The following is a 26,175-nucleotide window of genomic DNA, read 5'->3' as shown; positions in this document are numbered from 1 at the left end:
TATATGAATCCTTATCAGTCTTATTCTTCTTTAACTCTTGCCTATGTAGGAGATGCAATTTATGAAGTGTTTATCCGCACTAAATTAACCGAAAATGGTGACAAAAAAGTAAATCGTTTACATAAAGAGGCGAAAAACTTTGTCAGCGCAAAGGCACAAAGTCAGATTGTAGAAGTGTTACTAAATAGCCTTACTGATGATGAAACCGATATTTTTAAACGAGGCCGAAATACCAAAGTAAACACCAAAGCGAAAAATGCCGATTTTAAAGAATATCATAATGCGACGGGCTTAGAAGCATTATTCGGTTATTTATATCTTTCTAAAGATCAGACGCGTTTAAACGAGCTGATGGAACAATCTTATCAAATTGCAAGAGAACTAATAGGAGAAGCATAATGGAAAAGGAATACACACTGCTTGTTTTTAATAACGGCACTCTGGTTTATGCACAAAGTCCTACCCGTTGCTTATTTGATACTGCTCTCCCTGCCTTGTCGGGAAAACGGATGGAAGAAATCTTGATCAAAGAATCGATTGAGCAACTCTCAAAATTGGAACCTAATAAAAAATCTACAGTCAATCTATGCTGTAAATCCACAGGTTCCTTATTCTCTGCAAGAGTGTCCAGAATAAAATTCCAGAAAACAGAAACCATTTTAATCTATACCAATGAAAACCTTAATCATACCAATTCAGATGTGTTGCCCCTTCGCAAAGAATCAATAATGGAAACCATATTACAAGAAGACAATCAGGCGATTTACGAGCTGATTGATGAAATGAAAACCACCAGAAATTTAACACAAATTAAACGATTAAAAAAAGCTTTTTCAGAGTTGTACCGAAAAATTGACGATTGTGTGGCACAAATTGTGCAAAGTGACCCCAAAGAAAAATATCATCATGAATCATTTAATTTTTCTTTGGTAGTACGAAGCTATTTAGAAGAATATGAAGCGAAATATCCTGATAATATCTGGATTACTTATCACGAATTCAAATCAGCTTTTGTACTGGGTAGCCGTGAAAAGTTGATTGATTTACTGGATATATTCTTCCAACCCTTTCAAGCAAACAACAATACCAAAATTATTGTCCGATTGATACAAGCAAATGATACAGCCACCGCAGAGTTTACAGTGCTTTCCACCGATGACAAAGCAGAATTCTCCCGAGAGCTGACCGATTTTTCCAAAGACCGAAAGAAATTACTTGCCAAACACGCAGGTTGTGAAGTGAAAACCTATTATCTGCCAAATTATGGTTATAAAATGACTATATCTTATGATAGCTATTCCGGTTATAAATTATATGAACCGGATGAATACACAGAAAGGATTGCACCTTATGAGAAAGATGCTCAGTTACTTGCGACGAGCGATTGACGATTATCATATGATCGCAGAAAACGACGTAATTGCCGTTGGAATATCAGGTGGAAAAGACTCTATTGTTTTATTTCAGGCGATGATTCAGTTAAAACGGTTTTATCCCGTACCCTTTCAGCTGATGGGAATCACTGTGGATTTAGGTTTTGATATTCCCTTAGAAACTGCTGAAATCCAAAAGCTAGCAGAAAAACACGGTATCCACTATCACGTCATCAAAACACAAATCAAAGAAATTGTGTTTGATATCAGAAAAGAAGAAAATCCATGTTCCTTATGCGCCAAGCTTCGAAAAGGAGCACTTATGGATTATGCAAAACAGTTAGGATGCAACAAAGTGGCATTAGGGCATCACTATGACGATGTGGTGGAAACCTTTTTTATGAAGCTCTTTTATGAAGGGAATATCGGTTGCTTCTCCCCTGTTACCTACTTAAGCAGACGGGATATCACTCAGATAAGACCGTTAATTTTTGCTCCCGAAGCAGAAATCAAATCCACCGCAGAACGACTGGAATTGCCTGTGTTTAAAAATCCCTGCCCCAATGACGGGGAAAGCAAACGTCAGGAAATTAAGGATTTGATTTATGATTTGCGAAAAGATTATCCTGATTTAAAAGAGAAAGTATTTGGTGGTTTATGCCGTGCAAAACTATCCGGTTTTACGGATGAAAGAACGCCCCGAAAAAAATCGAAATAATCTAAAAAAAGAGAACAAAAAACCCTCTCACGATTCTTATTAGAAAACATAGAATGGTAAGGGGGATTTTTTATATTGAAAAAAAGAAGGAATCAAAATGAAAACTTCTCAATATCTTGCAGTATTTAAGTCCTTATCTTATGCAGGACAAATTCGAAACCGATTCTGGTCAGCAAACAAACCCGAAATAATCAAAACACCAAAAAATCTCTTAGGCGGCTGTTCTTACGCCCTTTCATTTTCTGAAGAACAGTTAAAAGAAATTCTGCATTTAACAAAAAACAGAAAACAAGGTTTTTTGGGGATTTACCGTCTGAAACCAAACGGTCGATATGAGGAATTAACCGATGATTTACCTGGATAATGCAGCAACCAGCCATCCGAAGCCCTTTGCTGTGAAAAAAGCAGTGTGGAATGCCCTGTCTCATTCGGTGAATGTGGGCAGAAATTCTTCCCGGCTTTCCTTTTATTATGCCGATAAAATTTTATCTGTCCGCGAAAACATCGGAAAATTACTTGGGATTTTCAATGTTGAAAATATTGTGTTTACCATGAATGCCAGTTACGGACTGAATTTTGCTCTAAAAGGCTTTTTGCCGGATGGTGGAGAGGTTGTAACCACTGCAACAGAACACAATTCAGTGTTACGGCAATTATGTTCCAACTCAAAATATCGGCTCACACTTTTACCGAGCCAAAAAGACAACACACCGGATTTTAGGAAATTACCGAAATGCGAAATTCCCTATCAGGGATTGCTGATTGTAAATGTGGCATCCAATGTAACAGGACGAATACTTCCCTATCGGGAAATTTATCAGAAAGCCAACCAATCGGGTTGGACGCTGCTATTTGATTTTTCTCAGGCAATCGGAAATATTGATGTGAATTTAAGCAAAATGAATCACACAATGGCGGTCTTCAGCGGACATAAATCATTGCTCGGACCTCAAGGAACAGGAGTTCTGTATGTTTCGGAGGATATTTCCCTTTCTCCTGTGTTAGAAGGCGGAACAGGAAGTCTGTCAAACGATTTTCATCAGCCTGATTTTTTACCCGACCAATTTGAGGTGGGAACTTTGAACACTCCCGGTATTTTAGGATTGGGAGAAGGAATTCAGTTTGTTTTACAAGAAACTCCTGCCAAACTTCTTTCTCATAAACGGGAATTATGCAAGCTTGTCTATGAAAAGTTACGGCAAATTCCTACCATAAAATTGTATCACGGCGGCAATTTTTCAGATTATGTAGGAATTTTGTCTTTTAATATCGGTTCTCTTTATTCAGAAGAAGTGGCTTCCCTGCTTTCCAAAGAATATGGTATCAGCACCAGAGGCGGTTTTCACTGTGCTCCTCTAATGCATCGAGAACTTGGAACAAATGCCCAAGGCACCGTCAGAATCAGTCCCGGATATTGCACCACTAAAAAAGAAATCAGAAAATTTATCGATGCAATTTATCGAATCTCTAAAAATTACGCTCTTTGATTTTAGATACAAAAAAATACTCTCACGAAAGTGAGAGTATTTTTTTGAAAAAGGAATTTTTTATCTCTACAATAACGAATTTATGATTCTAAAATGTTAAAAAATTAAATCCTTTTCATTTATCATTCCAAAGTAATTTCCCCAAAAAATTCAGGACGATGAAAATCAGGTTTTTCGGTACCAATTAAATTCCAACATCCTAAATGCGGAACATCGGTATCTTCACATAATTTTTGAAAATTTCCACTCCAGACAGACGAAATTTCAGGATAATATTCTTTTAATAGAGAAAATGGAATGTAGAACTTTGCTTCCCAACCTTTATTTTCCTCTAATATACGGGTTTCAATTTTAAGCATTGAAAAATCAATATACTGAAGTTCGCGGTCAAAACGACCCGAACCTAATCCTAAATGCATATATCCGGTTACACTTAATTCAAAATTCAAATATTTATCGGTTGCTTTTGGATTTGCATTTAAAAAGATTTCCACACAACTGTCAGTATACACATCCGTATTCATCCCAACGGCATTTCCCACGGGATTTGTTTCGTTTGTGAAAAATTTCATACCGATACCGTTTTCATCATATAACATATAAAAATTGGTAACAGGCGCATTTTGCTGATACCCTTCCCATGGATACAAATCAATAGAACCTTTATTGGCAGCTTGCCATACTTCGCTTTCAATGGGTAAATCAGCCAACTTGGCTTTTTTTATCTGATATGTTTTCATAAATAGCTCCTGAATTTTCATTCTTAATTTTTCTTCAGTATAGCATAAACATCTATCACAGTCAATACAATCAACTTTTAAAATTTTATGTTTTTTTCATAAAAAAGCTTGACATTTTTTTACAGTTATGGTAGACTAACTAACGGTTAGTTGAGACTAACCAGAAAAATCAGTAGAATAGGAGGGCAACAACGTGAATTTAAAAGAAGCGTTAGAATCAAAAGAATATACCATTTTGGAAATTTGCACGGATGATGAAGAATTAGATGCGTTTTTATTTTCCCTTGGTTGTTATGCAGGTGAAAAAATCACGGTAATCTCTCAGAAGAAAAAAGGATGTACTGTTGCCATTAAAGATAGCCGATACCATCTGGATGAGCAGTTGGCTCAGGCAATTTTAATTTTATAAATTTTTTATTGAATATATTTTTACCGGTTGGTTAGTTGCAACTAACCAATACATAAAACTGATTAAAATTATCATATATATAAGGAGTATTCTAATGAAAATTGCATTTGCCGGAAATCCGAATTCCGGAAAAACAACAATGTATAATGCACTGACCGGTCAAAACGAAAAGGTAGGAAACTGGGCAGGCGTTACAGTGGACAAAAAGGAACATCGTATCAAAAAAACATATTGTCCGAACGGAATGGATCTTGTTGCCGTAGATTTACCCGGCGCATATTCCATGTCCCCTTTTACATCCGAAGAATCTATTACAAGAGACTATGTGCAAAAAGAAAATCCGGATGTTTTAATTAATATTGTGGATGCAACCAATCTGAGTCGTAGTTTATTTTTCACAACCCAGTTGCTTGAACTGGGAATTCCGACAGTAATCGCACTAAACAAAAGTGATATCAATGAGAAAAAACAGACTGTTATCAATGTGGAAGAGTTATCCAAACAATTAAACTGCCCTGTGGTGGAAACAACCTCAACCACATCAGAAGGTCTGGATCAACTGATTTTGGCTGCGGTTAATCAGGTTGGACAACCCCAGAAAGCTCCCTACTCACAGGAACGCATTGATTTTTCTGATAAAAAGGCAGTGAGAGATGCTGATAAAAAGCGTTTTCGGTTTGTCAATTTAATTGTGTCCGCTGTGGAAAGCAGAAAAATCCGGAGTATGGATTCCACCATCAGCGATAAGATTGACGATATTATCACAAATAAATGGGTTGGTCTCCCTATTTTTGCCGTTGTGATGTGGTTTGTATTCTTTGTATCTCAGGCGTGGCTTGGTCCCTGGCTGGCAGACGAAATTTTATGTCCTGCTATTGACAGTTTCGGGGAGCTTGTTGCAGGCTGGATGGAAGGCACTGCGCCGATTCTGCAAACAGTTGTTGTGGACGGAATCGTTGGCGGTTTTAGTGCAGTTGTTGGATTTTTACCTTTAGTTATGGTGATGTATTTCTTAATTGCGCTATTAGAAGATTGCGGTTATATGGCAAGAGCAACAGTTGTGCTGGATCCCATCTTTAAAAAAGTGGGACTTTCCGGAAAATCCGTCATTCCCTTTGTCATCGGAACCGGTTGTGCGATTCCGGGAATTATGGCTTGCCGTACCATCCGTAATGAAAGAGAAAGACGGGCAACTGCAATGCTCGCCCCCTTTATGCCCTGCGGTGCAAAACTTCCCGTTATCGCATTATTTGCAGGCGTATTTTTTGGAGATAACCCCTGGATTGGGACAATTATGTACTTTGTTGGAATTCTGTTAATCTTCCTGGGTGCACTTCTGGTGAATAAAATTGTTGGTTACCGGGTGAAAAAATCATTTTTCATGATTGAGTTACCGGAATATAAGGCACCTTCTGTGAAACGTGCATTTCTTTCCATGTGTTCACGTGGTTGGGCATATATTGTGAAAGCAGGAACCATTATTTTAGTATGTAATGCTCTGGTTACCATTATGCAAGGATACGGATGGAATTTACAACCCACTGATGATGTGAATTCCTCTATATTGGCATCTATTTCTTCTCCCATTGCCTTTTTGTTAATTCCCCTGGGATTTGGTGTATGGCAAATGGCAGCTGCGTCTGTGACCGGCTTTATCGCAAAAGAAAACGTGGTAGGAACCTTAGCATCCGTATATGGCATTTCCAATTTTATCAATACCGAAGAATTGACAATGGTAGAAGGGTCCGCAGCAAATATTGCAGGTGTGTTAGGAATTACTGCTGCTGCAGGACTCGCCTGCTTAGTATTCAACTTATTCACGCCTCCCTGTTTTGCTGCAATCGGTGCGATGAATGCAGAACTAAAAAGCAAAAAATGGTTGTTCGGTGGTTTGGCATTGCAACTTGGTACCGGATACACTATGGCATTTTTAGTATATCAGCTGGGAACTTTATTTACTACCGGACATATGGGCGAAGCTTTTATTCCCGGATTGCTGGCAGTGTTGGTAATGGTGCTTATTGTGATTGGACTTATTGTACGTACCAACCATAAACTTCAGGAAGAAAAACGTGTGAAACAAACCGTTTAGAAAGGATAAAGATTGCTATGAAAAATGTAATTACAATCGGAATTATCGTGATTGTGCTTGGAAATGCAATCTGGTATCTTATAAGAAACCGTAAAAAAGGCACAAAATGTATTGGTTGTCCTAGTGGTGGATGTGAACACTGTCAGGAAAACCAGCGTTGTAAGAATCCATTTTAAAAAGCAAATAAGAACCCGACCCGATGACGCAATCAAAGATTGCGGTCGGATGCCCCGGAACCTTGTTGTATTCACAATAAAAAAAAATACCGAGACTTTTGCCAGTCTCGGTATTTTTTATGAAAAAGGTTTATTACTTAATAATAACGATAGTTTGTGCTTCAAACACACCGTTAGTCAGAACACCGATACAGGTAATATCGTCACCTGCTTTAATGTCTTTAATGGATTTAGAGAGTGTGCTGGTAGAACCGTTATCAATAATTTTAGTTTTGCTGGGACTTACATAAATTACGGAAGTAGAACCATCCAAATTGATAACAGTTACTAAGTTTGCAGTTGTGTTAACAGACTGAACGATACCGGTTGCATTTGCATTCTGAGTCTGAGTGGAAACCTCAATCTTAGATACGGTTACGCCGTCTAAAGTAACTTTTGCATATTGAGCAAGTCTTAAATCATAAATGGTTTTTAATTCGCCAAATACATAGAATTTAGTATCTTTACTGATTTTAAAGGTACTGGGAACATTACCATTCATCAAGGTAACGCTGGAATCTGCAGAAATTACAATTTCAGAAATAGTTCCGGTAGTGGATTTGATTTCAGAAAATGCTTCGATTTCGGTGATTCTGTTGTATTTTAAATTTACGGTAGAAATTTTATCACCAATGCCGAGTGCAGAGAAATCAGTTTTTACGCCGTTCTTTTTGATAGAAATATTATCTGCATTAATGGTATGCTGAGAGGTTTTACCGGAAGCGTTTTCCAACTCTAAAATAACGTGAGTATCTTCGATAATAATATCAGCGATGGTTACATCAGAAATTTTAGAAACAGAATCAGAAATAGTCAAGTTCACAATTTTATTGTATTGATTTAAATCTAAAACAGCGTAATCTCCGTTTCTTACGTTGGATAAAGTTCCGTTTGCACCATTTACAATGATTTTAGATCTGCCGGAAAGTTCGTAAGTAGTCAGCACGCCGGTGTCAGGATTTTTCAGCTGTAAGGAGCTCCGTGCAGCATTTACAAATTTCACTTCGCCATCAACAGTATCGGTGATTTCAGGAACTTCAAAAAAGGTATCAATGGTAACAATTTTGTCGTCCACCATAGATACTACAGCGGCAACGTCAGCATATAAATCCATGGGAGAGATTTCAATACCGCGATTTCTGATTATGACATCGGATTCGATGTCATAAGTTTTGGATGCTACATAGATTTTAGCAGTATCTTCCGCAACGTTTACACTATCAATGGTACCTTTTACCAAAGTAACATCAATGCTATCCATCATACGGTATAATAAAGTTGCCATCTGTGCGCGGGTAACATTAGATTTAGGAGAAAATTTATTTTCTCCGGTACCATTCATTAATGCGGTGCTACGTACAAAGTATACTGCTTTTTTATATTTGTTGGCAATTTCCGCGTCGTCTGCATACAGGTCTTCCACTACGTCGATATTATTCATATCTTCTACGCCGTCTGCAGCTTTTGTAATATAAAGAGCAGCTTCTTCACGGCTTAAAGGTGCGTCTAAATCCGTGTCAATGATTTCATCAATGGTGAATACACCGCGGAATACTAAAAACGCCAATTCTTTTCCGTAAATGGTATCCAGTTCAGCCAAGTCTTCTTCATATACAGAATAGATGCTATTGATATTGTCTTTTACAGCAGTTGTATTGAATCCTAAAATTCTTGCAATCAACAGCATCGATTGCACTTTTGTAACATCAACATCGGGAGCAAACTCTGTTTCGGAAATACCGTTGATAATTCCCTTCTGTGCCATATCGTAAATCGCTGCATATGCCCAGCCATGGCTTTCCTCGGTAACATCTGTGAAAGATGCTCCCATAACCATCGTGCTCGCCAGCATCATGAAGCAGAGAACGAAAGATAAAATTTTCTTGATCATGGTAAAAACCCTCCAAAAAATTTATTTTTGATTTTTTAACAAATAAATTTAGCCTTCAAATCCATTGGGATTTTGCTTTTGCCAATTCCACGCATCTCGACACATATCCACAATGTCTTTGGTTGCTTCCCAACCTAATTCTTCTCTTGCTTTTGTGGGATCAGCATAACATTCTGCAATGTCACCGGGTCGACGGTCAACAATTTTATGCGCAATTTTAATACCATTTGCTTCTTCAAAAGCTTTAATAATATCCAGGACACTATATCCGGTACCGGTGCCCAAATTATGTACAAAAACACCTTTTTTATTCTGAATATATTCAATTGCTTTTAAATGTCCCATAGACAAATCCATAACGTGGATAAAGTCTCTCACGCCTGTACCGTCGTGAGTATTATAGTCGCCGCCAAACACGCTCAGTTCTTTTAATTTGCCGGAAGCAACCTGAGTAATATACGGCATTAAGTTGTTAGGGATTCCTTTGGGATTTTCTCCGATTCTACCACTGTGATGTGCACCAACGGGATTAAAATAACGAAGCAAAGAAATAGAAAATTCAGGATCCGATACATAAACATCGGATAAAATCTGCTCTAAGAATAATTTTGTTCTGCCATACGGATTGGTTGCAGAATTAGGCATATCTTCAGTAATCGGAACTTTAGCGGGATCACCGTAAACAGTTGCCGAAGACGAGAATACCATTTTCTTCACGTTGTGTTTTATCATAACTTCCAGCAATGTGAATGTGCCGGTTAAATTGTTTTCGTAATAGCGAAGCGGAATGGAAACTGATTCCCCTACCGCTTTTAAGCCTGCAAAATGAATGACAGAAGAAATTTCGTGTTTGGAAAAAATATCATCCAACTGATCGTAATCATTAATATCACATTCATAAAAGTCTAAGGATTTTCCGGTTAATTCCATAACCCTTTTCAAAGATTCAAAACTACTGTTGCATAAGTTATCCACCACCACAACATCGTAGCCATTTTCCAGTAGAAGTAAAACAGTGTGGCTTCCAATATATCCGGCTCCGCCGGTTACTAAGATTTTCATAGGTACCTCCCTAATATGTGTGTAGCTTTTTACAAATCCATTATATCACTAACTTTACCAAATGTAAATAAAAATCGGAAAAAAACTTTACTTTTTAATCAAATTGTTATATAATTGCAATATAAGAGAATTAAGATAAAATCTTTGTGCATAGATTTCATAAAAAGCATCCCTGCTTTTTATGAAAAAATCAGAAAGGACAGTGTTACTGTGAAAAAAATTATTGCGATTAATGCAAGCCCGAATATGAATGGAAACACCGCGCATCTTCTATCTTTGCTGGGTGAAGAAATCAAAAAACAGAACGTTTCTTATGAAATAATACATATTGGGGAAGAATTAGGAAAACTAAACCTTCCCTACTGTATTTGTTGTTCTTCTCCTTGCAATCGCTCCTGCTATTTAGGAACCTCTTTTGAAGAAGCAATGAACAAAACAATGGATGCTGATGGTGTTATTTTTGCAAGTCCCGTTTATTTCGGCACAATGAGCGCTCAGCTGAAATGTTTTTTTGATAAGACCAGAGATGCTCGCGCAAAAAAAGCATTTATGGGAAAACCTGCCTGTGCAGTAAGTGTTGGTGCCACAAAATACGGGGGACAACAATCAACCATACGAGCTATTCAGGATTGTTGTATGGTTTTAGGGTTTTCCATTGTTACTGACGCAGATGAAACCGGCTGCGGACATTTTGGATTAAGTGCCCAACGTCCTTCCTGCGAAGATCAGTATGCATTGGCAAGAATTCCTGTTTTGGCAAAAAGAATGTGTCGGGAAGTTTTAAAGTAAATTTTTTAAAACGGAGTATGTTATGAAGCTTTTGATTTTATCCATCACTACCGGTCAAGGACACCATCAAACCGGAAATGCTATTACAACTTATATGGAGCAAGCAGGTCATCAGGTGGAACAACTGGATTGTTATGAATATTTAAGTCCGGCTATGAAAGAAACCTTGGCTCACGGATATCTGTTATCTACAAAGTATTCCCCAAAATTATACGGAAAATTTTATCGTCTTGCAGAAAAAATGGAAAGTAAAACATCCAGCACTGCCCTTTTGCAATTTACAAATTCAATTTTTTACAAAAAAATGAGCAGTTTCCTGGATGAGTGTAAACCGGATGTGGTTGTCTGCACCCATGTATATGCGGCACTGATGATGACCTATCTGAAAGAACATGATAAAGCATATCATACCATTGGAGTTGTTACCGATTTTAAAGTACATCCTCACTGGGAACTGACAGATTTAGATTTTTATGTCCTGCCCAACGAATATCTGATTCCGTCTATGCTAAAAAAAGGATTCCGCAAGGAACAACTTCTTCCCTACGGTATTCCCATTTATGAAAAATTTCGAATCAAAAATAATAAAAAAGAAATCAGAGCACAATTAAAATTTGATAATATTTCCACAATCTTGGTGATGAGCGGCAGTATGGGGTACGGAAATATATCCAAAATGATTAAAAATATTGATTCCGTTGAACAAGATTTTCAAATAATCACTGTTTGCGGCAATAATAAAAAGCTCAAGAAAAAAATTGATAAAGCAAAATATAAACATAAAGTTTACAATTTTGGCTTTGTTGATAATGTGGACTGTTTGATGGATGCATCGGATTGCATCATCACAAAACCGGGCGGTCTTACAGTTTCAGAAGCCTTGGCAAAAGAACTTCCTATGGCAATCTTTAAACCCATTCCGGGTCAGGAAGAAAGAAACCTTGACTTTTTGCTGAATTTCGGCGCCTGTATGAAAATTTCAAAAATCATCCCTGTAGATGAAATTATCGCACAGCTGTTTATGAATGAACAAAAAATTGAAACGATGCTTCATAATATCCGTTTGATTAAAAAACCGAACTCTACCGAACAACTATGTAACCATATTTTTAAACTTGCAGAAAAAAAGGAGAACAAATTATGATAGCAATTGGCAACGATCATGTTGGATTTGAATTAAAGGAAGCTGTATTGGAAGTTTTAAAAGAATACAAGCTAGAATATAAGGATTATGGGGCGTATTCCTCAGACCGTGCAGATTATCCTGTTTATGCTCAAAAAGTAGCATTAGCAATCGCCAATGGTGAATGCGACCGCGGAATTTTATTGTGCGGAACCGGTGTTGGTATTTCTATTGCAGCCAATAAAGTAAAGGGAATCCGTGCAGTTGTATGCACAGAACCCTATTCTGCACAATTAGCCAAAGAACATAATAATGCAAACATTTTAGCAATGGGAGCTCGTGTTGTTGGCCCCGAACTTGCAAAAATGATTGTAAAACATTGGCTGGATGCTGAATTTCAGGGAGAACGTCACGAAAGACGGGTCAATATGATTTCAGCCATTGAAGACGGACAAATATTGGAACCATAATGTTATGTTTTTATTTACATAGAGGAGAAAAATATTGCGTTACCTGATTATTTTAATTCTGATACCATTAATTCAACTGGGATTATCTTTTTTAGGAAAAGAATTTATTGCAATACAACATTCTTTTACCGCAATACATGGATTTTTATTATTACAGCAAATTTGTTCTGTGTTTTTACCCACATATTTATTGTTTCGCAAAAAAAGGTATCTCCCAAAAGAAGAATACACGGGTGTTAATTTCTCTGAAATTTTACATTTTGCTGTTATCGGAATTCTATTGCAATTGATAGGAGTGGCTTTGAATTTACCGCTTAATGTACTTTTGCGTAAACTCGGATGCTCTCCACCTTCAGCTTTACCAATCGCGAAAACTTTTTTACAATTTATGATACAAAGTGTGGTTGTTTGCTTGGTTCCAGCTGTGTTTGAAGAAGTTCTCTTCAGACGAATGATTTTCCTTGAAATCAAAAAAAAATCTTCGATTGCAGCTATTTTATTTTCCGCACTGTTCTTCTCGATGGCTCACATTGACTTTTATAATGTCCCTGCAACCTTGTTTATCGGATGCTTTTTAGGTATTGTGCGTATCACGGGAGCACCGTTAATCCTTTGCATCACAGCTCATTTTTTTGCGAACTTTTCAGCCTGTGTGTTAAATATCCTATTAAAATATCCAAAATTGAAACGTATTTTTTCTCTTTCTCTTCCCTTTTGGGTTTTTCTCTCTTTCATTATCTTTATTAAAATTTTTCCAAAGAAAAAAGAACTATCTGAACACAGTTTCATAAATTCTAAACCTTTTATTCGATATATCAGATCACTTTTAATGAATCCGTTATTTTACGTTTTCTGCATACTCTTTGTAACATTGGGGGTTAACCGATTGTGAAAACACCACACAGACCTACTAGCAGTAGAATAAAAAAAATCAGAAGAAGAAAAAAAATTAAAAAAATTATAAAATTAGTTATTTTTGTGGTAATCCTTACCGTAGTTATGTTTTGTTTTGACATGTTCGGTTGGTCCGGTTCTTCGGATTCGGTTACCATAGCCATATCTGAAAACGATAATGTAACCGTTGTTTGTGAAAAACTTGAAAAGTCCGATGTTATTTTAAATCAAAATTTTTTCAAACTTTATTATAAAATATCTAAATCGGATGTCACAATTCATCCCGGTGACATCAAAGTTTCAAAGAATAGCTCCTACAAAGAAATTGTGAAAGCAATTGCAAAGCCTCAATCAGATACAATCACGGTAACTATTCCGGAAGGATTTGAACTTCGGGAAATTGCCCAGCGCTTATTAGAAAAGAAATTGATTTCCAATGAAGATGAATTCTACACAGCTTTGGATGAATTCACTTTAACGCTCAATCAAGATGTTACCGTATCCGGAAAAGATATGTTAGCAGGATTTTTATTTCCCGATACATACGAATTCAAACAAAATGTATCTTGTGAATCAATTATCCAAAAGATGACCGACAACTTTAAATCAAAATGGACAGACGAACTTGACAAAAAAGCAAAATCATTAGATATGGATGTTGAAGAAGTTATCATTTTATCTTCTATTGTGGAACGAGAAGCACGCGAAGCAGAAGATTTCCCCATTGTAGCTGCTGTCTTCTTAAACAGATTGGAAAATAAAAAGCCCTTAGAATCCTGTGCAACCGTTCAATTTATTTTGCATGAAAGAAAACCTGTTTTATCGGTAGAAGATACTCATATTGAGTCTCCTTATAACACCTATCAAAAAGCAGGGCTTCCGCCAACACCGATTTCGGCTCCCGGTATGAGAGCCATTAACGCCGTTCTTAATCCAACCGAAACCGATTATCTATATTTTTTCACCGATCAAAATGGAGAAAATCATTATTCTAAATCCTATCAGGAACATATTTCTCTCATTCAACAGTTTGGTTTAACCCGATAAAATCCGAACAAAACCACAAAAAACTCCTGCAACTAAATTGGTTTGCAGGAGTTTTTTTCTTAAAAAAACAGTTCAAAAATGTATCAAAATAATCGCTTCTTTTGCTTTGGTTCGTAATTTAACCAATAAATGCCAAAACTAACCAGGACTAAAGCAACATATAATCTCCAGACAGGAAGACTACTGTTTTCCGTTAAGATTAATTGCGATAAAATCACGCCAAATACAGGAATCATAAATCCATACACTGCAACTTTAGACAAAGGATTATACTTTAATAAAATTCCCCATAAAGAATAAGCCACGGCAGATAATAATGCCAGATACAACAAAATATACCAAGAAATAAAATCTGAAAAAATAACTGTACCACCAAATAAAATGCCGATTGCCGTCATAATCAATCCACCGATCAAAAACTGATAACCACTAATCACAACAGGACTTTCTAAATCTGAGTAACGCTTTATCAAAGAAGCGGATACCCCGTAAGCAATTGTTGCCAACAGCACGAAGCCGTCTCCTAAAAAATTCATTGTAAAATCCAATCCGTCAAAATGTACTAACAAAATTCCCAAAAAACCAATCAGACACGCTAAAAGCTTTTTCAAAGTTAATTTTTCGGAACGAAAAATAAGCGTTGTAACCAAAATTGCAGAAAAGCTGCCGCACCCACTGCCCAAAGTCGCTTTTACTGCTGTCGTATTGGCAACTCCAATATAAAAGAATACATACTGAATTACTGTTTGAAACATTGCAACCCATGTAATTTTTCTGATGTTTTTAATTTTCGGAGCCACAAATCTACGACAGGTAATACAACTATATAATATTACCATACACCCTGCTAAAAAGAAACGGATTCCGGCAAATAACATCGTCGATGCAATTTTGTCATCAGGTATCATCAAAGGAGATCCAATTTTAATAAACGGAGTTGCGCTCCCCCATAGTGCACAGCAAAAGCAAGCAATCAGGGCGACACTTATTGGATTAGAAAAAAATGAATTTCTTTCAGAGTTCATACTGTTTCCTCGTATAAAGATTTTTTTATAAAGACTATATAATCAAGAAGCCAATCTTGTTTAGTGATTGCGACACATAAGGTTTAGATGAAACCCTTTTGGGTGTCAAGTTCGTGTTAAGTTAAGAACGAAAAAACTTATATTCTGCTTCTTGTTTCAGTTCGTTTAAGGCATCTTCCAAAGTAGAAAAAATCGACTTGTTTCCATAATCGACATCCTGCCAGAATGCTGGTGTTAAATCAAAACTGCATCTATAACTCCATTCTTCTTCGTCAAGCTGATATATTTTCTCAAGACGATAGCTAAAGAAACCTGTACCACTTTTCAACACTATATATCTCATTGCCTTATCTTTTGAATAAATAACCCTTACAATTTCATCGTCAAAACAATCAAGATTTTTGTCATAAAGCATTTTAACAATCTCGTTCCATTCAGGCATTTGAGGAACTGCCCGTTTTTCTTTTATAAATTTTCTAAAAAACTTTTTCACACTATCGCCTCCTTTCGACAATATTCGACATATCCATATAGCGAGGCATAAGGTTTAGATGCAAACAGCTTGTGCTAAGTTTGGACTAAAATGACTCTTTTTTAGCAAGCATTAAAACGGCATCTTTTAATCTACCATTTTCCAGATTAAGATTATCTATATAATCAGAACCCCATCTTCCCCAAAATGGATACATAATGCATGCCGCTAATTCATCAGCCGACATTCTTTCCATATCTACATTTTGGTCACGAAAAAAAGTGCAGAATTCACTTTTCCATATGTTGCCAATTATGCCGGGTGCATCTTTGCATTGTACATAGTGCATAAACGCTCTGTACCTATACTCAGACATTTCCTCAATCAAAACTTCTATAAAATCAGCTTCATATTTTAGTCTTATTGAGTTATCTCCGGTCGTAAGGCCCCAAACAACTTCACGATAGTTCTCCAGCATCTGGTCAACAACTCTTTCCCCATTCACAATTTTGAAATAAGAAACAGACTCATCCGAAAAATAGCTTAGAAATTCATCCCATATCAATGGTTCATACCATTTCATCATACACACACCTTTCATAAAAACATTTGATATTTTATACTGCAAATATTCATAATAAATTCCTTTTATTACAGTTTATCATATCGAATGTACCAAAAAACGGATATCCTTTTCAATATCTTTCAACAATTTTTGACATTTTGTAATGCATTGTGTTAATCCAAGACCAACAATTTTAATTTTATCTTCCATACGGCCAAATAAACCCATCAGCACTTCCTGTCGTTGAATATACAGTATCATAGGAATCAAAAATCCAATTGCCATCCTCATTTTTTGTAAAGTAATAAAGTAAACCAACTTCATTTATGTCATTTTCAAAAACAGCATATACTTTAGCGTAATCGTTGTTATACTTTAAAACTTTTATCTTGCAATCATCCAAATATCCTTCTCCGCCAATATCGTGTATTTTTATATTTCTAAAAAATTCACCATACTTATATGTATTATATTCACACATAGCAATTGAACCAATCCAAAATAATACAAATGCAGATATTATGATTAAAACAGTTATTTTAAGTTTTTTCATGATCACACTTCCATGATTACCCGATATTTTTCATTTGTAATTCAATTTTATTTATTATATCATAAAAAATAACTGTTGGCAAGTAGCATCCGAAAATACAAAAAAGGTGTTCCCAAGTTGGAAACACCTTTTTTTAAAACAAAGATTTAATTATTTGTTGTCTACGCCGTATGCATAAGCAATCAGGTCAACAACTTTATTGGAGTAACCCCATTCGTTATCGTACCAAGATACTAATTTCACGAATTTATCGTTTAATGCGATACCTGCATCAATATCAAAGATAGAGGTTCTGGAATCGTGGATCATATCGGAAGAAACAACTGCATCGTTAGTATAACCTAAGATACCTTTCATTTCGCCGTCTGCAGCTTCTTTTACAGCAGCTACGATTTCATCGTAGGTTGCAGGTTTTGCTAAAGTACAGGTTAAGTCAACAACAGATACGTCTAAAGTGGGAACACGGAAAGCCATACCGGTTAATTTACCGTTTAATTCAGGAATAACTTTACCTACAGCTTTTGCAGCACCGGTAGAAGAAGGAATGATATTACCAGCTGCTGCTCTACCGCCTCTCCAGTCTTTTTTGGAAGGACCGTCAACGGTTTTCTGAGTAGCGGTGGTGGAATGAACGGTAGTCATTAAACCTTCAACCAGACCGAATTTGTCGTTGATAACTTTAGCTAAAGGAGCTAAACAGTTAGTGGTGCAAGATGCGTTAGAAATGATTTTCATAGAGCTGTCGTAAGAAGTGTTGTTAACACCCATAACAAACATAGGAGCATCCTTAGAAGGAGCAGTGATAACTACTTTTTTAGCACCAGCTTTGATGTGAGCTTCTGCAGTTTCTAAAGTGGTGAATACACCGGTAGCTTCTGCAACGAAGTCTACTTTAGAAGCAGCCCACGGAATTTCTTCGGGTTTCATAGAAGCGTAAACGTCGATTTCTTTACCGTTTACAACTAATTTGTCACCTTTAATTTCGATATCGCCTTTGAACTGACCATGGATAGAGTCATATCTGAGCATATAAACCATGTATTCTAAGTCAATGAACGGGTCATTGATAGCAACAACGTCAACTTTGCCGTTTTCCATTGCAGCTCTGAATACTAATCTACCGATTCTACCGAATCCGTTAATACCAACTCTTGCTTTCATGATTAACACCTGTGCCGATTTTGCGGCACATTCCTTTCTTACATACTTGGCATTTTTGCCATATATAAATTTTTTTAACTGATTTAGATTTGGAATTGGTCACTCATTCCAAACAGCCTATTTATTATACTATATTGTGAAAAGAATATCAAGCTTTTTCTTGGAAATTTTTTGAAAATTTGGATTTTCGTTAAAATTCACAAGTTTTGACTTTTATTTTCCGATAGCTTTGTCTTTTAAGATAACGTCATGTGCGCCACCTTCCACAATACTGGTAGAGGAAACTAAGGTAAGTTTTGCTTTTTCTTGCAATTCTTCGATGGTTAATGCACCACAGTTACACATAGTGGATTTTACTTTTTTTAAGGTAACACTTACGTTGTCTCTTAAGGAACCTGCATAAGGAACATAGGAGTCAACGCCTTCTTCAAAAGATAATTTTGCCTGTCCGCCACTGTCATATCTTTGCCAGTTTCTTGCACGGTTAGAACCTTCGCCCCAATATTCTTTAAAATAGTTACCATTAATATTTACTTTCTGAGTCGGACTTTCATCAAAACGAGAGAAATATCTTCCCAGCATTACAAAGTCAGACCCCATCGCTAATGCTAAAGTAATATGGTAATCATGTACGATACCGCCATCAGAACAAATAGGAACATAAATGCCGGTTTCTTTAAAATATTCGTCTCTTGCTTTTGCAACATCAATCACGCTGGTTGCCTGTCCGCGACCGATACCTTTGGTTTCGCGAGTAATACAAATGGAACCGCCACCGATACCAACTTTAATAAAATCCGCACCTGCTTCTGCTAAGAAACGGAATCCTTCTGCATCTACAACGTTGCCCGCACCAATTTTGATTTTATCTCCGTATTTTGCTCTTGCAAATTCTAAGGTACGTTTCTGCCATTCGGTGTAACCTTCGGAAGAGTCGATACACAACACGTCTGCACCGGCTTCTACCAAAGCGGGAATTCTTTCTTCGTAGTCACGGGTATTAATCCCCGCACCTACAATATAACGTTTATCTGCATCTAATAATTCCAACGGATTTTCCTTATGAGAAGAATAGTCTTTACGGAATACGAAATACATCAGATTACCGTTATCATCCACGATCGGTAAAGAATTTAATTTATTATCCCAAATAATATCATTTGCTTCTTTTAAAGTAGTATTTTTATTACCGGTAATCAGTTTTTCTAATGGAGTCATCAGTTCAGAAACTTTCACATCCATAGAAAGTCTGGATACACGGTAGTCTCTGGAGGTGATCACACCTAACAATTTGCCGTTGGGTTTTCCGTTATCGGTAACTGCCACGGTGGAGTGACCTGTTTTTTCCAAAAGTTCTAAAATATCTGCTAAAGTCTGGTCGGGTTTAATATTAGAATCGCTGTATACAAAACCTGCTTTATGTGCTTTTACACGACGAACCATTTCTGCTTCTTCTTCAATGGTCTGGGATCCGTAAATAAATGAAACGCCGCCTTCCATCGCCAAAGCAACTGCCAGTTTTTCACCGGATACAGACTGCATAATCGCAGAAACCATTGGAATATTCAAACTAATCGGGCATTCTTCCTGCCCTTTTTTATATTTTACCAACGGCGTTTTTAGACTAACCTTATCCGGAATACATTCACAGGAAGAATATCCCGGAACTAACAGATATTCACTGAAAGTGTGAGATTGATTTTCAAAAAAATAAGCCACTGTTCTTCTCCTTCTTTCTCTTTTTGGAATCAAAAATGATTATTGAATCTATTTTACAACATTTCTCGAATCTTGTCAATATTTTTCCTAAGATTTATTCTACAAAGTCAAACTGGGTATCATCAATGATGATGGTATCCCCTTCTTTCGCTCCTTTTTCTTTCAAAGCAGCAATAATTCCTGATTTAATCAATGCTCTCTGGAGATACTGGAGAGATTCATAATCAGTAAAGTTGGTGGAATTAATCAGTTTTTCCGGTAAATCCCCTTCTAAAATGAAGACATCGTTTTCACGAATAATGGTAAAGGGTTCTTCTGATTCACGAATTAAGAGTTCCCTGTCTACTACTTCAACCGCTTCTTCCGGCGGAATCTGAGACAGGCGTTCTCTGGTATATGCCATCAACTCATCCACACCCTCACGGGTAGCACCTGAAATAAAGAATACTTTATATCCATCTGCTTCCATTTTTGCACGAAAATCATCCAACGTTTCTTTATCATAAACCAAATCAATTTTATTTCCTACCACAATCTGTTCCTTTTGGGAAAGACGCTCGGAATACTGTTTTAATTCTTCATTGATAGTCCTAAAATCTTCAATCGGATCACGACCTTCAAAACCGGAAACATCAATTACATGAAGAAGTAATCGTGTGCGTTCGGTGTGCCGCAAGAAAGCATGTCCCAAGCCAACACCTTCACTGGCACCTTCAATAATACCGGGAATATCTGCCATTACAAAGCTTTCCCCTTCTCCGAAATCCACAACGCCTAAATTAGGAATTAAGGTGGTAAAATGATAATTTGCAATTTTAGGTTTGCAGGAACTTACCATTGAAAGCAAAGTGGATTTTCCAACATTCGGGAATCCTAATAAACCAACATCTGCCAGCATCTTAAGCTCCAATTCAATATTTAATTCTTCCCCTTTTCTGCCGGGTTTTGCAAAACGGGGTGCCTGACGTTTGGGAGTTGCAAATTTAGCATTCCCAAAACCGCCTTTTCCGCCTTTCGCAATCACAACACGTTTTCCGTCTTCAGATAAGTCTGCCAGATAAACACCTAAGTCACTATCTTTAATTGCAGTACCAACAGGAACTTTAATGATTAAATCCGCACCGTCTTTTCCGGTACAGTTACCTCCTGCGCCGTTTCCGCCGTGCTCAGCAGCATACTTTCTTTTATAACGAAAATCCATTAAGGTTGATAAATTCCGATCCGCAACAAAAATAACGTCGCCACCTTTTCCTCCGTCACCACCGTCGGGTCCGCCGGATGCCACGTATTTTTCCCGATGAAAGGCAACTGCACCGTTTCCGCCATTACCGGCCTTAACGAAAATTCGCGCCATATCAACAAACATCAGGATTCCTCCCTTCTAATCTCTTCTATAATCTATCCAAAAATTCAAAACTAACTGCGAATCTGACCGTTTCCGTAAATAATATATTTTACCGTGGTCAGTGCTTCTAATCCCATTGGCCCTCTTGCGTGAAGCTTCTGGGTAGAAATACCAATTTCAGCACCGTAACCAAATTCAAATCCATCAGTAAAACGGGTAGAAGCATTTACATAAACCGCTGCCGCGTCTATCGATTTTAAGAATTTTTGTGAATTTTCATAGCTACTTGTTACGATACACTCAGAATGCTTCGTATTATGAGAATTGATGTGAGCAATTGCTTCATCGATCCCGGAAACAATTTTCACCGATAAAATTAAATCATTATATTCGGTGTAGAAATCCTCATCAGTTGCAGGATTTACAGAAATTAACTGCAAGGTTTTTTCGCAACCGCGAAGTTCTACGCCTTTTTCTTCCAATGCTTTTTTCGCCATGGGCAAAAATTTATCAGCAATTTTTTCAGAAACCAATAAACTTTCGCAGGCATTACATACAGACGGACGTTGGGTTTTGGCATTCACTAAAATCGAAAGAGCCATATCTAAATCTGCAGAATCATCCACAAAAGTATGACAGTTCCCTGTTCCTGTTTCAATTACGGGAACTGTTGCATTTTCTACTACAGTCTTAATTAAGCCTGCTCCGCCTCTGGGAATCAGCACATCCACAATGCCGTTTAATTTCATCATTTCCTTGGCAGTTTCACGACTGGTATCGGATAAAAGTTCAACTGTACTTTCAGGAAGTCCTGCCGAAACGATAGCTTCCTTCATCACTTTGGTTAAAGCCAGATTGGAGCAAAGCGCTTCCTTCCCACCGCGAAGCAAGGTAGCATTCCCAGTCTTTAAGGTTAAGCAAACTGCATCCACGGTAACATTAGGACGTGCTTCGTAAATAATACCAACCAAACCGAGGGGAACACGTTTTTTACCGATTACCAATCCGTTGGGACGTTCCGTCATATTGATAACTTCACCAACAGGGTCCTTTAATGCAGCAACCTGCCGAACACCTTTCGCCATATCACAAATACGTTCTTTCGTCAACCGCAGACGGTCAATCATTGTAGGACGAACACCGTTTACTTCTGCATTTGCAATATCTTTTTCATTTTCTTCTAAGATGTAATCAGTGTTGGTAAGTAAATAATCCGCAATCTTCAACAATGCATCATTCTTCTGAGAAATCCCTACAAGAGACAGTTGGTAACTTGCTTCTTTCGCTAACAAAGCTTGTTCTCTTAATTCCATTTATACCGTCTCCTTTCTGCTGTGAAAAGCGGTTCCAACCGGCTCTCCATCAATAATCTGATAAATAATTTCCGGATCATCACCTTGCGCAATTACAGTAGTAATTTCATCTTTTTTTGCAATTTCTGCCGCAAGTATCTTGGTATACATTCCGCCGGTTCCCATTTTTGAACCTGCACCACCTGCTTTTGCTTTTACTTCGTCCGTAATTTCGTAAATATCAGAAATCAGTTTAGCTTCAGGATTCATCTTAGGATTGTCATTATAATAGCCATCAATATCCGTTAAGATAATTAGTAAATCGGCACCTACTAACCGAGCTACATAAGCAGATAAGGTATCATTGTCGCCGAACTCAATCTCTTCGGTAGAAATTACGTCATTTTCATTTACAATAGGAATGACCCCCATTTCCAATAATGCAGAAAATGTGTTTTCTGCATTGTGACGGGAATGTTCATTATCAATTATATATTTGGTGATCAGAATCTGCGCAACATCCTGTCCGTACTGAGCAAAAAACTTATCGTAAATTGCCATTAACTGACATTGACCTACAGCAGCAGTTGCCTGTTTTTCTTTCACTTCGGTAGGACGCTTGGGAAGGTTTAGCTTTGCTACACCAACACCAATCGCACCGGAAGAAACCAGAACAACTTTTTTCCCCTGATTCTGAAGGTCGGATAATACCATTACCAATTTTTCGATTCTTCTGTAATTCATTTTACCGTTATCATAAGTCAAGGAACTTGTTCCGATTTTTATCACCACGGTATTTGAAGTTAACTGTCTCATACTCTAACTCTCTCCACGTGTCATTAAAAAATAAAAGCTTGAGAAATCTCAAATAGGTGGCATCAGGATGCAGCTTCTTCTGCTGTTGTCAAATCACTTTCGATGCCATTTAATTCGTTAATAATCACTTCCAAATCATTCATCGCTTTTCCAAAAGCTTCCCAATCATTGGTTTGAGACGCTTCCTGAACCTTGCGGAATGCATCGGTCACCTTCTGAACATCCGTAATATCTGAATTTTCAGGCTGAATTTGCTCAATTGGATTGATTGGATCCACCGGTTGTATCGGCTGAACGGTATCTTGCGAAGGCGTACCTGATCCAGCTGTCACTGTTTCCGTTTCCGGTGAATTCACAGAACCCTCCACAGGGAATAACGCTGCTACTGCTTCATCTAATGTCGGTCCGATAGCTATTTTACTGTCATAAGCAGCAACTACTTTCTTTAATTCCGGAAACGTATTTTTTCCGGCAGTAACATAAATAGGCTCTACATATAAAATAGAATTTTCAATCGGAACCGTAATTAAATTGCCGCGAATAATAGTAGATTCTCCGGACCCAAAAACAGACATAGCCCCATCAATCTCCGGGTCGGAATTGATACGTTTTTCTATTTGGAGCGGACCGTATACTGTGCTTTCCTGCGGAATCTCATACAATGTAAGTTTTCCATAGCAATCGCCGTCAGATCCGGCAGAAAACCAGGCAACCATATTATCTTTCCCCTCAACGGTAAACGGAATCATCAATTTCAAATTTTGTTTACCATCTGTAGTAACCATCTGATATGATGGCTTAACTGCAGATTTTTGCTGATCTTCAGAAATGCTGTCTTTCCAGGAAGATGTTTCTGAACGTATTTCTTTGGCAATCTCCCAATTATCAGAACGGTTGAAAAATGTAACAGCATCCTGAATATGATATTCTTTTAAAATCTCCGTTTGAATCTTAAAATAAGTTTCGGGATAACGCATACTATATTTTAAATCTTCAGGAAAATCCTCCTTCGTAAATACTTCCGGATATATTTTTTGATATACCGTGATTAACTTATCCGTAGGATCAGTAATGTAAATTTGAACTGTCCCGTCATAGGCATCTACCACCGCTTTTGCGGAATTACGAATATAGTTAAATTCATCCTCGAAGGATTCATTTTCAAGGATTTTTGCATAAGGAAAATAATTGGTGGTGGTATATGCATCCACAATCCATTTTAATCGACCGTTTGCATCTGCTAAAATATAAGGATTCTCATCAAAATTTAAAAAAGGTGCTGCAACTTTAACTCTATCTATTACATTTGTATTAATCAACAGTTTGCTTTCCGGAGTAATGTGCTTCGATGCAAATAACTGATAATCTCCATATCGAAACGCAAAAAGCATCCGATTCATAAACGTCATCGGAATTCCGGATTCACCACTGTATTCAGTTTCCACTTTTTGACCGTTTTTCAAGTGGTCAAACTCTTTAATCGCTGTATTCACAACCGAATAATCATCCCGATATTCACTGTAATAGATTCTGGGCTCTGAAACTTTAATATCTGTAACAGAAGATAAAATCGGCGTATCTTTTACATATAAAACCGGATGTCCCGCTTCGGTGATTTGATTTGCCGGAAAAGCAACTATACCGTAACCGTGAGTAAAATGCATTTTATCGTTACTGTATTGCTGTGATGTGGGAGATTCATCCAGTTTTCTCAATTCTCTGGGAGAAATCATCACAGCCTCTTTCTGTCCATCAATTTTGTAAGCAACAGTATCAACATCAAGGAACTCATAATAATTTCTGATACCCTGCAACTGTCCTAAAATATCTTGAGAAACAACAGGATCCAACAAAGAAATCTGACCGATTTCTTCGTTATGAGAAATCACATCCTGTGCCTGAAAGGTATTATCGATAGGGAAATTTTTTTTCTCAATATCAGCTAATCCATAGGCTGTACGGGTAGCGGTAATATGATGGCTGGTATACGGTGCTTCCACTTGTGCTTCCGCAGGATTTACTTGAAAATGTTGGGTAATCAACGCACTGGCTGTTACCGCAATCACAATTACGGGAAAAATCAATGCAGTATAGACGGAATATTTATATTTTCCTTTATTCACGAAAAAAAGAATACCGCCAACAATCAAAATACTGATATAGGGAACTGCCATATAATATTTTAACCAGATATTAACATGCGTAAAACCGGCACCGGTCATATTGGCAAACTCAGAAAACAGAATATCTTCCGCTCGGAAACGATAAGAAAGCAATCGGATCAAAATAATCATTAACAAGTTAAAAACAATATGAGATACAATCTTTTTATTTTTACCAAGTGCTTTTAAATTGGTAATTCCAAGTCTACCATAAAGCAAAACATAAAAAACTGCAACAAATCCGGCGATAAAAATGGCAAGCCCCATCAAACTGTCCAACACTGATATCAGAAACGGACGAATAAATACATAATAAGAAATATCCTGACCGAAAATCGGATCAGAAATTCCCCATTCGGTGGTATTTGCAAACATCAAAAAATTAGAATAAATGGCTTTATTAATCAGATTGCTTGCAATAATTGCGAAAATAAAGGAAATTAACCAAATAGGAAATACTGGTTCCAAAAAATGAAATGTCTCTTCATCTTCTTTCAGCATTGTTTTGCGAACCCTCATTAAACTAAAGAATATAGCAAACAGCACAATAATAAAGCTTGTAAACTGAACAATCGTCTGCGTCATTACGTTTCTTGAAAAAACAGATCCAAAATTAGATCCAATCTCTTTGATTTGAGTATACTCTACATAATAATTACAACCTGCTAAAACAAGCACCAACAACAATACCACAGAAAAGCCAATTGATAAGCCCACAATTGTTTTCTTCATTCCCTTAGTCACTGATATTCACC

26 protein-coding genes are annotated in these 26,175 nt (G+C 37.1%); 13 read left to right on the top strand and 13 right to left on the bottom strand.

Features of this window, described 5'->3' with window-relative positions; genetic code table 11:
- Positions 1 to 3: 3 nt before the first annotated feature.
- From E7413_00345 to E7413_00325, 5 genes are all read left to right on the top strand, one after another.
- Positions 4 to 399, top strand: a complete 396-nt coding sequence (locus tag E7413_00345) for a Mini-ribonuclease 3 (protein ID MBE7018316.1) — start codon at positions 4 to 6, stop codon at positions 397 to 399.
- Positions 399 to 1,388 carry a hypothetical protein gene (locus tag E7413_00340; GenBank protein MBE7018315.1) on the top strand — a complete coding sequence of 330 codons (990 nt, stop codon included), beginning with the start codon at positions 399 to 401 and terminating at the stop codon, positions 1,386 to 1,388. Before E7413_00345 ends, E7413_00340 begins: the two co-directional genes overlap by 1 nt.
- Positions 1,351 to 2,091, top strand: coding sequence for a tRNA 2-thiocytidine biosynthesis protein TtcA (locus E7413_00335; GenBank protein ID MBE7018314.1), 741 nt, complete (start codon positions 1,351 to 1,353; stop codon positions 2,089 to 2,091). Before E7413_00340 ends, E7413_00335 begins: the two co-directional genes overlap by 38 nt.
- Before the next feature lie 97 nt (positions 2,092 to 2,188).
- Positions 2,189 to 2,455, top strand: coding sequence for a DUF3343 domain-containing protein (locus E7413_00330; protein MBE7018313.1), 267 nt, complete (start codon positions 2,189 to 2,191; stop codon positions 2,453 to 2,455).
- A complete protein-coding gene (locus tag E7413_00325) occupies positions 2,439 to 3,578 on the top strand; it encodes an aminotransferase class V-fold PLP-dependent enzyme (GenBank protein ID MBE7018312.1) in 1,140 nt (379 codons plus the stop codon). Before E7413_00330 ends, E7413_00325 begins: the two co-directional genes overlap by 17 nt.
- Before the next feature lie 122 nt (positions 3,579 to 3,700).
- On the opposite strand, the gene E7413_00320 is transcribed toward E7413_00325, so the two are convergent.
- A complete protein-coding gene (locus E7413_00320; protein MBE7018311.1) occupies positions 3,701 to 4,339 on the bottom strand; it encodes a hypothetical protein in 639 nt (212 codons plus the stop codon).
- A 172-nt stretch (positions 4,340 to 4,511) separates the two neighbouring features.
- On the opposite strand from E7413_00320, the gene E7413_00315 reads away from it, so the two are divergent.
- The 3 genes from E7413_00315 (at position 4,512) to E7413_00305 (ending at position 6,995) form a co-directional block, all read left to right on the top strand.
- On the top strand, positions 4,512 to 4,727 hold the full coding sequence (locus tag E7413_00315) for a ferrous iron transport protein A (GenBank protein ID MBE7018310.1): 216 nt from the start codon (positions 4,512 to 4,514) through the stop codon (positions 4,725 to 4,727).
- 94 nt (positions 4,728 to 4,821) lie between these two features.
- Positions 4,822 to 6,819 carry a ferrous iron transporter B gene (locus E7413_00310; protein MBE7018309.1) on the top strand — a complete coding sequence of 666 codons (1,998 nt, stop codon included), beginning with the start codon at positions 4,822 to 4,824 and terminating at the stop codon, positions 6,817 to 6,819.
- 17 nt (positions 6,820 to 6,836) lie between these two features.
- Positions 6,837 to 6,995 carry a FeoB-associated Cys-rich membrane protein gene (locus E7413_00305; GenBank protein MBE7018308.1) on the top strand — a complete coding sequence of 53 codons (159 nt, stop codon included), beginning with the start codon at positions 6,837 to 6,839 and terminating at the stop codon, positions 6,993 to 6,995.
- Positions 6,996 to 7,128: 133 nt separating this feature from the next.
- Here E7413_00305 and E7413_00300 read toward each other — a convergent pair whose 3' ends face one another.
- Together E7413_00300 and galE are read right to left on the bottom strand one after the other, a co-directional pair.
- On the bottom strand, positions 7,129 to 8,925 hold the full coding sequence (locus E7413_00300) for an S-layer homology domain-containing protein (GenBank protein MBE7018307.1): 1,797 nt from the start codon (positions 8,923 to 8,925) through the stop codon (positions 7,129 to 7,131).
- Between the two features lie 48 nt (positions 8,926 to 8,973).
- Positions 8,974 to 9,987 carry a UDP-glucose 4-epimerase GalE gene (galE, locus tag E7413_00295; GenBank protein MBE7018306.1) on the bottom strand — a complete coding sequence of 338 codons (1,014 nt, stop codon included), beginning with the start codon at positions 9,985 to 9,987 and terminating at the stop codon, positions 8,974 to 8,976.
- A 210-nt stretch (positions 9,988 to 10,197) separates the two neighbouring features.
- Between galE and E7413_00290 the strand changes: the two genes are divergently transcribed.
- The 5 genes from E7413_00290 (at position 10,198) to mltG (ending at position 14,310) form a co-directional block, all read left to right on the top strand.
- Positions 10,198 to 10,776, top strand: a complete 579-nt coding sequence (locus tag E7413_00290) for a flavodoxin family protein (GenBank protein ID MBE7018305.1) — start codon at positions 10,198 to 10,200, stop codon at positions 10,774 to 10,776.
- 22 nt (positions 10,777 to 10,798) lie between these two features.
- Positions 10,799 to 11,920: a glycosyltransferase gene (locus E7413_00285; protein ID MBE7018304.1), complete on the top strand. Its 1,122-nt coding sequence runs from the start codon at positions 10,799 to 10,801 to the stop codon at positions 11,918 to 11,920.
- Positions 11,914 to 12,369 carry a ribose 5-phosphate isomerase B gene (gene rpiB, locus E7413_00280; protein ID MBE7018303.1) on the top strand — a complete coding sequence of 152 codons (456 nt, stop codon included), beginning with the start codon at positions 11,914 to 11,916 and terminating at the stop codon, positions 12,367 to 12,369. The genes E7413_00285 and rpiB overlap by 7 nt, the downstream gene beginning before the upstream one ends.
- A 34-nt stretch (positions 12,370 to 12,403) precedes the next feature.
- Positions 12,404 to 13,261, top strand: coding sequence for a CPBP family intramembrane metalloprotease (locus tag E7413_00275; GenBank protein MBE7018302.1), 858 nt, complete (start codon positions 12,404 to 12,406; stop codon positions 13,259 to 13,261).
- Positions 13,262 to 13,368: 107 nt separating this feature from the next.
- Entirely contained in the window at positions 13,369 to 14,310 is a 942-nt protein-coding gene (gene mltG / locus E7413_00270; protein MBE7018301.1) for an endolytic transglycosylase MltG, read from the top strand.
- An 83-nt stretch (positions 14,311 to 14,393) separates the two neighbouring features.
- Here the strand turns inward: mltG and E7413_00265 are convergent, their stop codons facing one another.
- The 10 genes from E7413_00265 to E7413_00220 all read right to left on the bottom strand — a co-directional run bounded on the left by E7413_00265 (position 14,394) and on the right by E7413_00220 (position 26,152).
- Positions 14,394 to 15,335, bottom strand: coding sequence for a DMT family transporter (locus E7413_00265; protein MBE7018300.1), 942 nt, complete (start codon positions 15,333 to 15,335; stop codon positions 14,394 to 14,396).
- Between the two features lie 121 nt (positions 15,336 to 15,456).
- Positions 15,457 to 15,828 carry a hypothetical protein gene (locus tag E7413_00260; GenBank protein ID MBE7018299.1) on the bottom strand — a complete coding sequence of 124 codons (372 nt, stop codon included), beginning with the start codon at positions 15,826 to 15,828 and terminating at the stop codon, positions 15,457 to 15,459.
- Positions 15,829 to 15,913: 85 nt separating this feature from the next.
- Positions 15,914 to 16,390 (bottom strand): hypothetical protein, encoded by a 477-nt coding sequence (locus tag E7413_00255; GenBank protein MBE7018298.1) that lies wholly within the window; start codon positions 16,388 to 16,390, stop codon positions 15,914 to 15,916.
- Positions 16,391 to 16,571: 181 nt separating this feature from the next.
- Positions 16,572 to 16,925, bottom strand: coding sequence for a hypothetical protein (locus E7413_00250; GenBank protein ID MBE7018297.1), 354 nt, complete (start codon positions 16,923 to 16,925; stop codon positions 16,572 to 16,574).
- Between the two features lie 150 nt (positions 16,926 to 17,075).
- Positions 17,076 to 18,086: a type I glyceraldehyde-3-phosphate dehydrogenase gene (gene gap / locus E7413_00245; protein MBE7018296.1), complete on the bottom strand. Its 1,011-nt coding sequence runs from the start codon at positions 18,084 to 18,086 to the stop codon at positions 17,076 to 17,078.
- A gap of 213 nt (positions 18,087 to 18,299) precedes the next feature.
- On the bottom strand, positions 18,300 to 19,805 hold the full coding sequence (locus E7413_00240; protein ID MBE7018295.1) for an IMP dehydrogenase: 1,506 nt from the start codon (positions 19,803 to 19,805) through the stop codon (positions 18,300 to 18,302).
- Between the two features lie 94 nt (positions 19,806 to 19,899).
- The gene (obgE, locus tag E7413_00235) at positions 19,900 to 21,171 is read right to left on the bottom strand and encodes a GTPase ObgE (protein ID MBE7018294.1); all 1,272 of its coding nucleotides are present in this window, start codon (positions 21,169 to 21,171) and stop codon (positions 19,900 to 19,902) included.
- A 50-nt stretch (positions 21,172 to 21,221) separates the two neighbouring features.
- Positions 21,222 to 22,463, bottom strand: coding sequence for a glutamate-5-semialdehyde dehydrogenase (locus E7413_00230; GenBank protein ID MBE7018293.1), 1,242 nt, complete (start codon positions 22,461 to 22,463; stop codon positions 21,222 to 21,224).
- Positions 22,464 to 23,258, bottom strand: a complete 795-nt coding sequence (gene proB / locus E7413_00225; protein MBE7018292.1) for a glutamate 5-kinase — start codon at positions 23,256 to 23,258, stop codon at positions 22,464 to 22,466.
- 62 nt (positions 23,259 to 23,320) lie between these two features.
- Positions 23,321 to 26,152, bottom strand: coding sequence for a hypothetical protein (locus E7413_00220; GenBank protein ID MBE7018291.1), 2,832 nt, complete (start codon positions 26,150 to 26,152; stop codon positions 23,321 to 23,323).
- Positions 26,153 to 26,175: the final 23 nt, after the last annotated feature.

The sequence above is a fragment of the Oscillospiraceae bacterium genome (genome assembly GCA_015068645.1).
Taxonomy (GTDB): Bacteria; Bacillota; Clostridia; order UMGS1840; family UMGS1840; genus SIG452.
The sequence above is the reverse complement of the archived record's forward strand: the minus strand, read 5'-3'. Positions and strand labels throughout refer to the sequence as shown.

Excerpts from the sequence above, each read along its gene's own strand:
- E7413_00345 (MBE7018316.1), top strand. The coding sequence starts at position 4 with ATGAATCCTTATCAGTCTTATTCTTCTTTAACTCTTGCCTATGTAGGA.
- E7413_00340 (MBE7018315.1), top strand. The coding sequence starts at position 399 with ATGGAAAAGGAATACACACTGCTTGTTTTTAATAACGGCACTCTGGTT.
- E7413_00335 (MBE7018314.1), top strand. The coding sequence starts at position 1,351 with ATGAGAAAGATGCTCAGTTACTTGCGACGAGCGATTGACGATTATCAT.
- E7413_00330 (MBE7018313.1), top strand. The coding sequence starts at position 2,189 with ATGAAAACTTCTCAATATCTTGCAGTATTTAAGTCCTTATCTTATGCA.
- E7413_00325 (MBE7018312.1), top strand. The coding sequence starts at position 2,439 with ATGATTTACCTGGATAATGCAGCAACCAGCCATCCGAAGCCCTTTGCT.
- E7413_00320 (MBE7018311.1), bottom strand. The coding sequence starts at position 4,339 with ATGAAAATTCAGGAGCTATTTATGAAAACATATCAGATAAAAAAAGCC.
- E7413_00310 (MBE7018309.1), top strand. The coding sequence starts at position 4,822 with ATGAAAATTGCATTTGCCGGAAATCCGAATTCCGGAAAAACAACAATG.
- E7413_00305 (MBE7018308.1), top strand. The coding sequence starts at position 6,837 with ATGAAAAATGTAATTACAATCGGAATTATCGTGATTGTGCTTGGAAAT.
- E7413_00300 (MBE7018307.1), bottom strand. The coding sequence starts at position 8,925 with ATGATCAAGAAAATTTTATCTTTCGTTCTCTGCTTCATGATGCTGGCG.
- galE (MBE7018306.1), bottom strand. The coding sequence starts at position 9,987 with ATGAAAATCTTAGTAACCGGCGGAGCCGGATATATTGGAAGCCACACT.
- E7413_00285 (MBE7018304.1), top strand. The coding sequence starts at position 10,799 with ATGAAGCTTTTGATTTTATCCATCACTACCGGTCAAGGACACCATCAA.
- mltG (MBE7018301.1), top strand. The coding sequence starts at position 13,369 with ATGTTTTGTTTTGACATGTTCGGTTGGTCCGGTTCTTCGGATTCGGTT.
- E7413_00265 (MBE7018300.1), bottom strand. The coding sequence starts at position 15,335 with ATGAACTCTGAAAGAAATTCATTTTTTTCTAATCCAATAAGTGTCGCC.
- E7413_00255 (MBE7018298.1), bottom strand. The coding sequence starts at position 16,390 with ATGAAATGGTATGAACCATTGATATGGGATGAATTTCTAAGCTATTTT.
- E7413_00250 (MBE7018297.1), bottom strand. The coding sequence starts at position 16,925 with ATGAAAAAACTTAAAATAACTGTTTTAATCATAATATCTGCATTTGTA.
- gap (MBE7018296.1), bottom strand. The coding sequence starts at position 18,086 with ATGAAAGCAAGAGTTGGTATTAACGGATTCGGTAGAATCGGTAGATTA.
- obgE (MBE7018294.1), bottom strand. The coding sequence starts at position 21,171 with ATGTTTGTTGATATGGCGCGAATTTTCGTTAAGGCCGGTAATGGCGGA.
- E7413_00230 (MBE7018293.1), bottom strand. The coding sequence starts at position 22,463 with ATGGAATTAAGAGAACAAGCTTTGTTAGCGAAAGAAGCAAGTTACCAA.
- proB (MBE7018292.1), bottom strand. The coding sequence starts at position 23,258 with ATGAGACAGTTAACTTCAAATACCGTGGTGATAAAAATCGGAACAAGT.
- E7413_00220 (MBE7018291.1), bottom strand. The coding sequence starts at position 26,152 with ATGAAGAAAACAATTGTGGGCTTATCAATTGGCTTTTCTGTGGTATTG.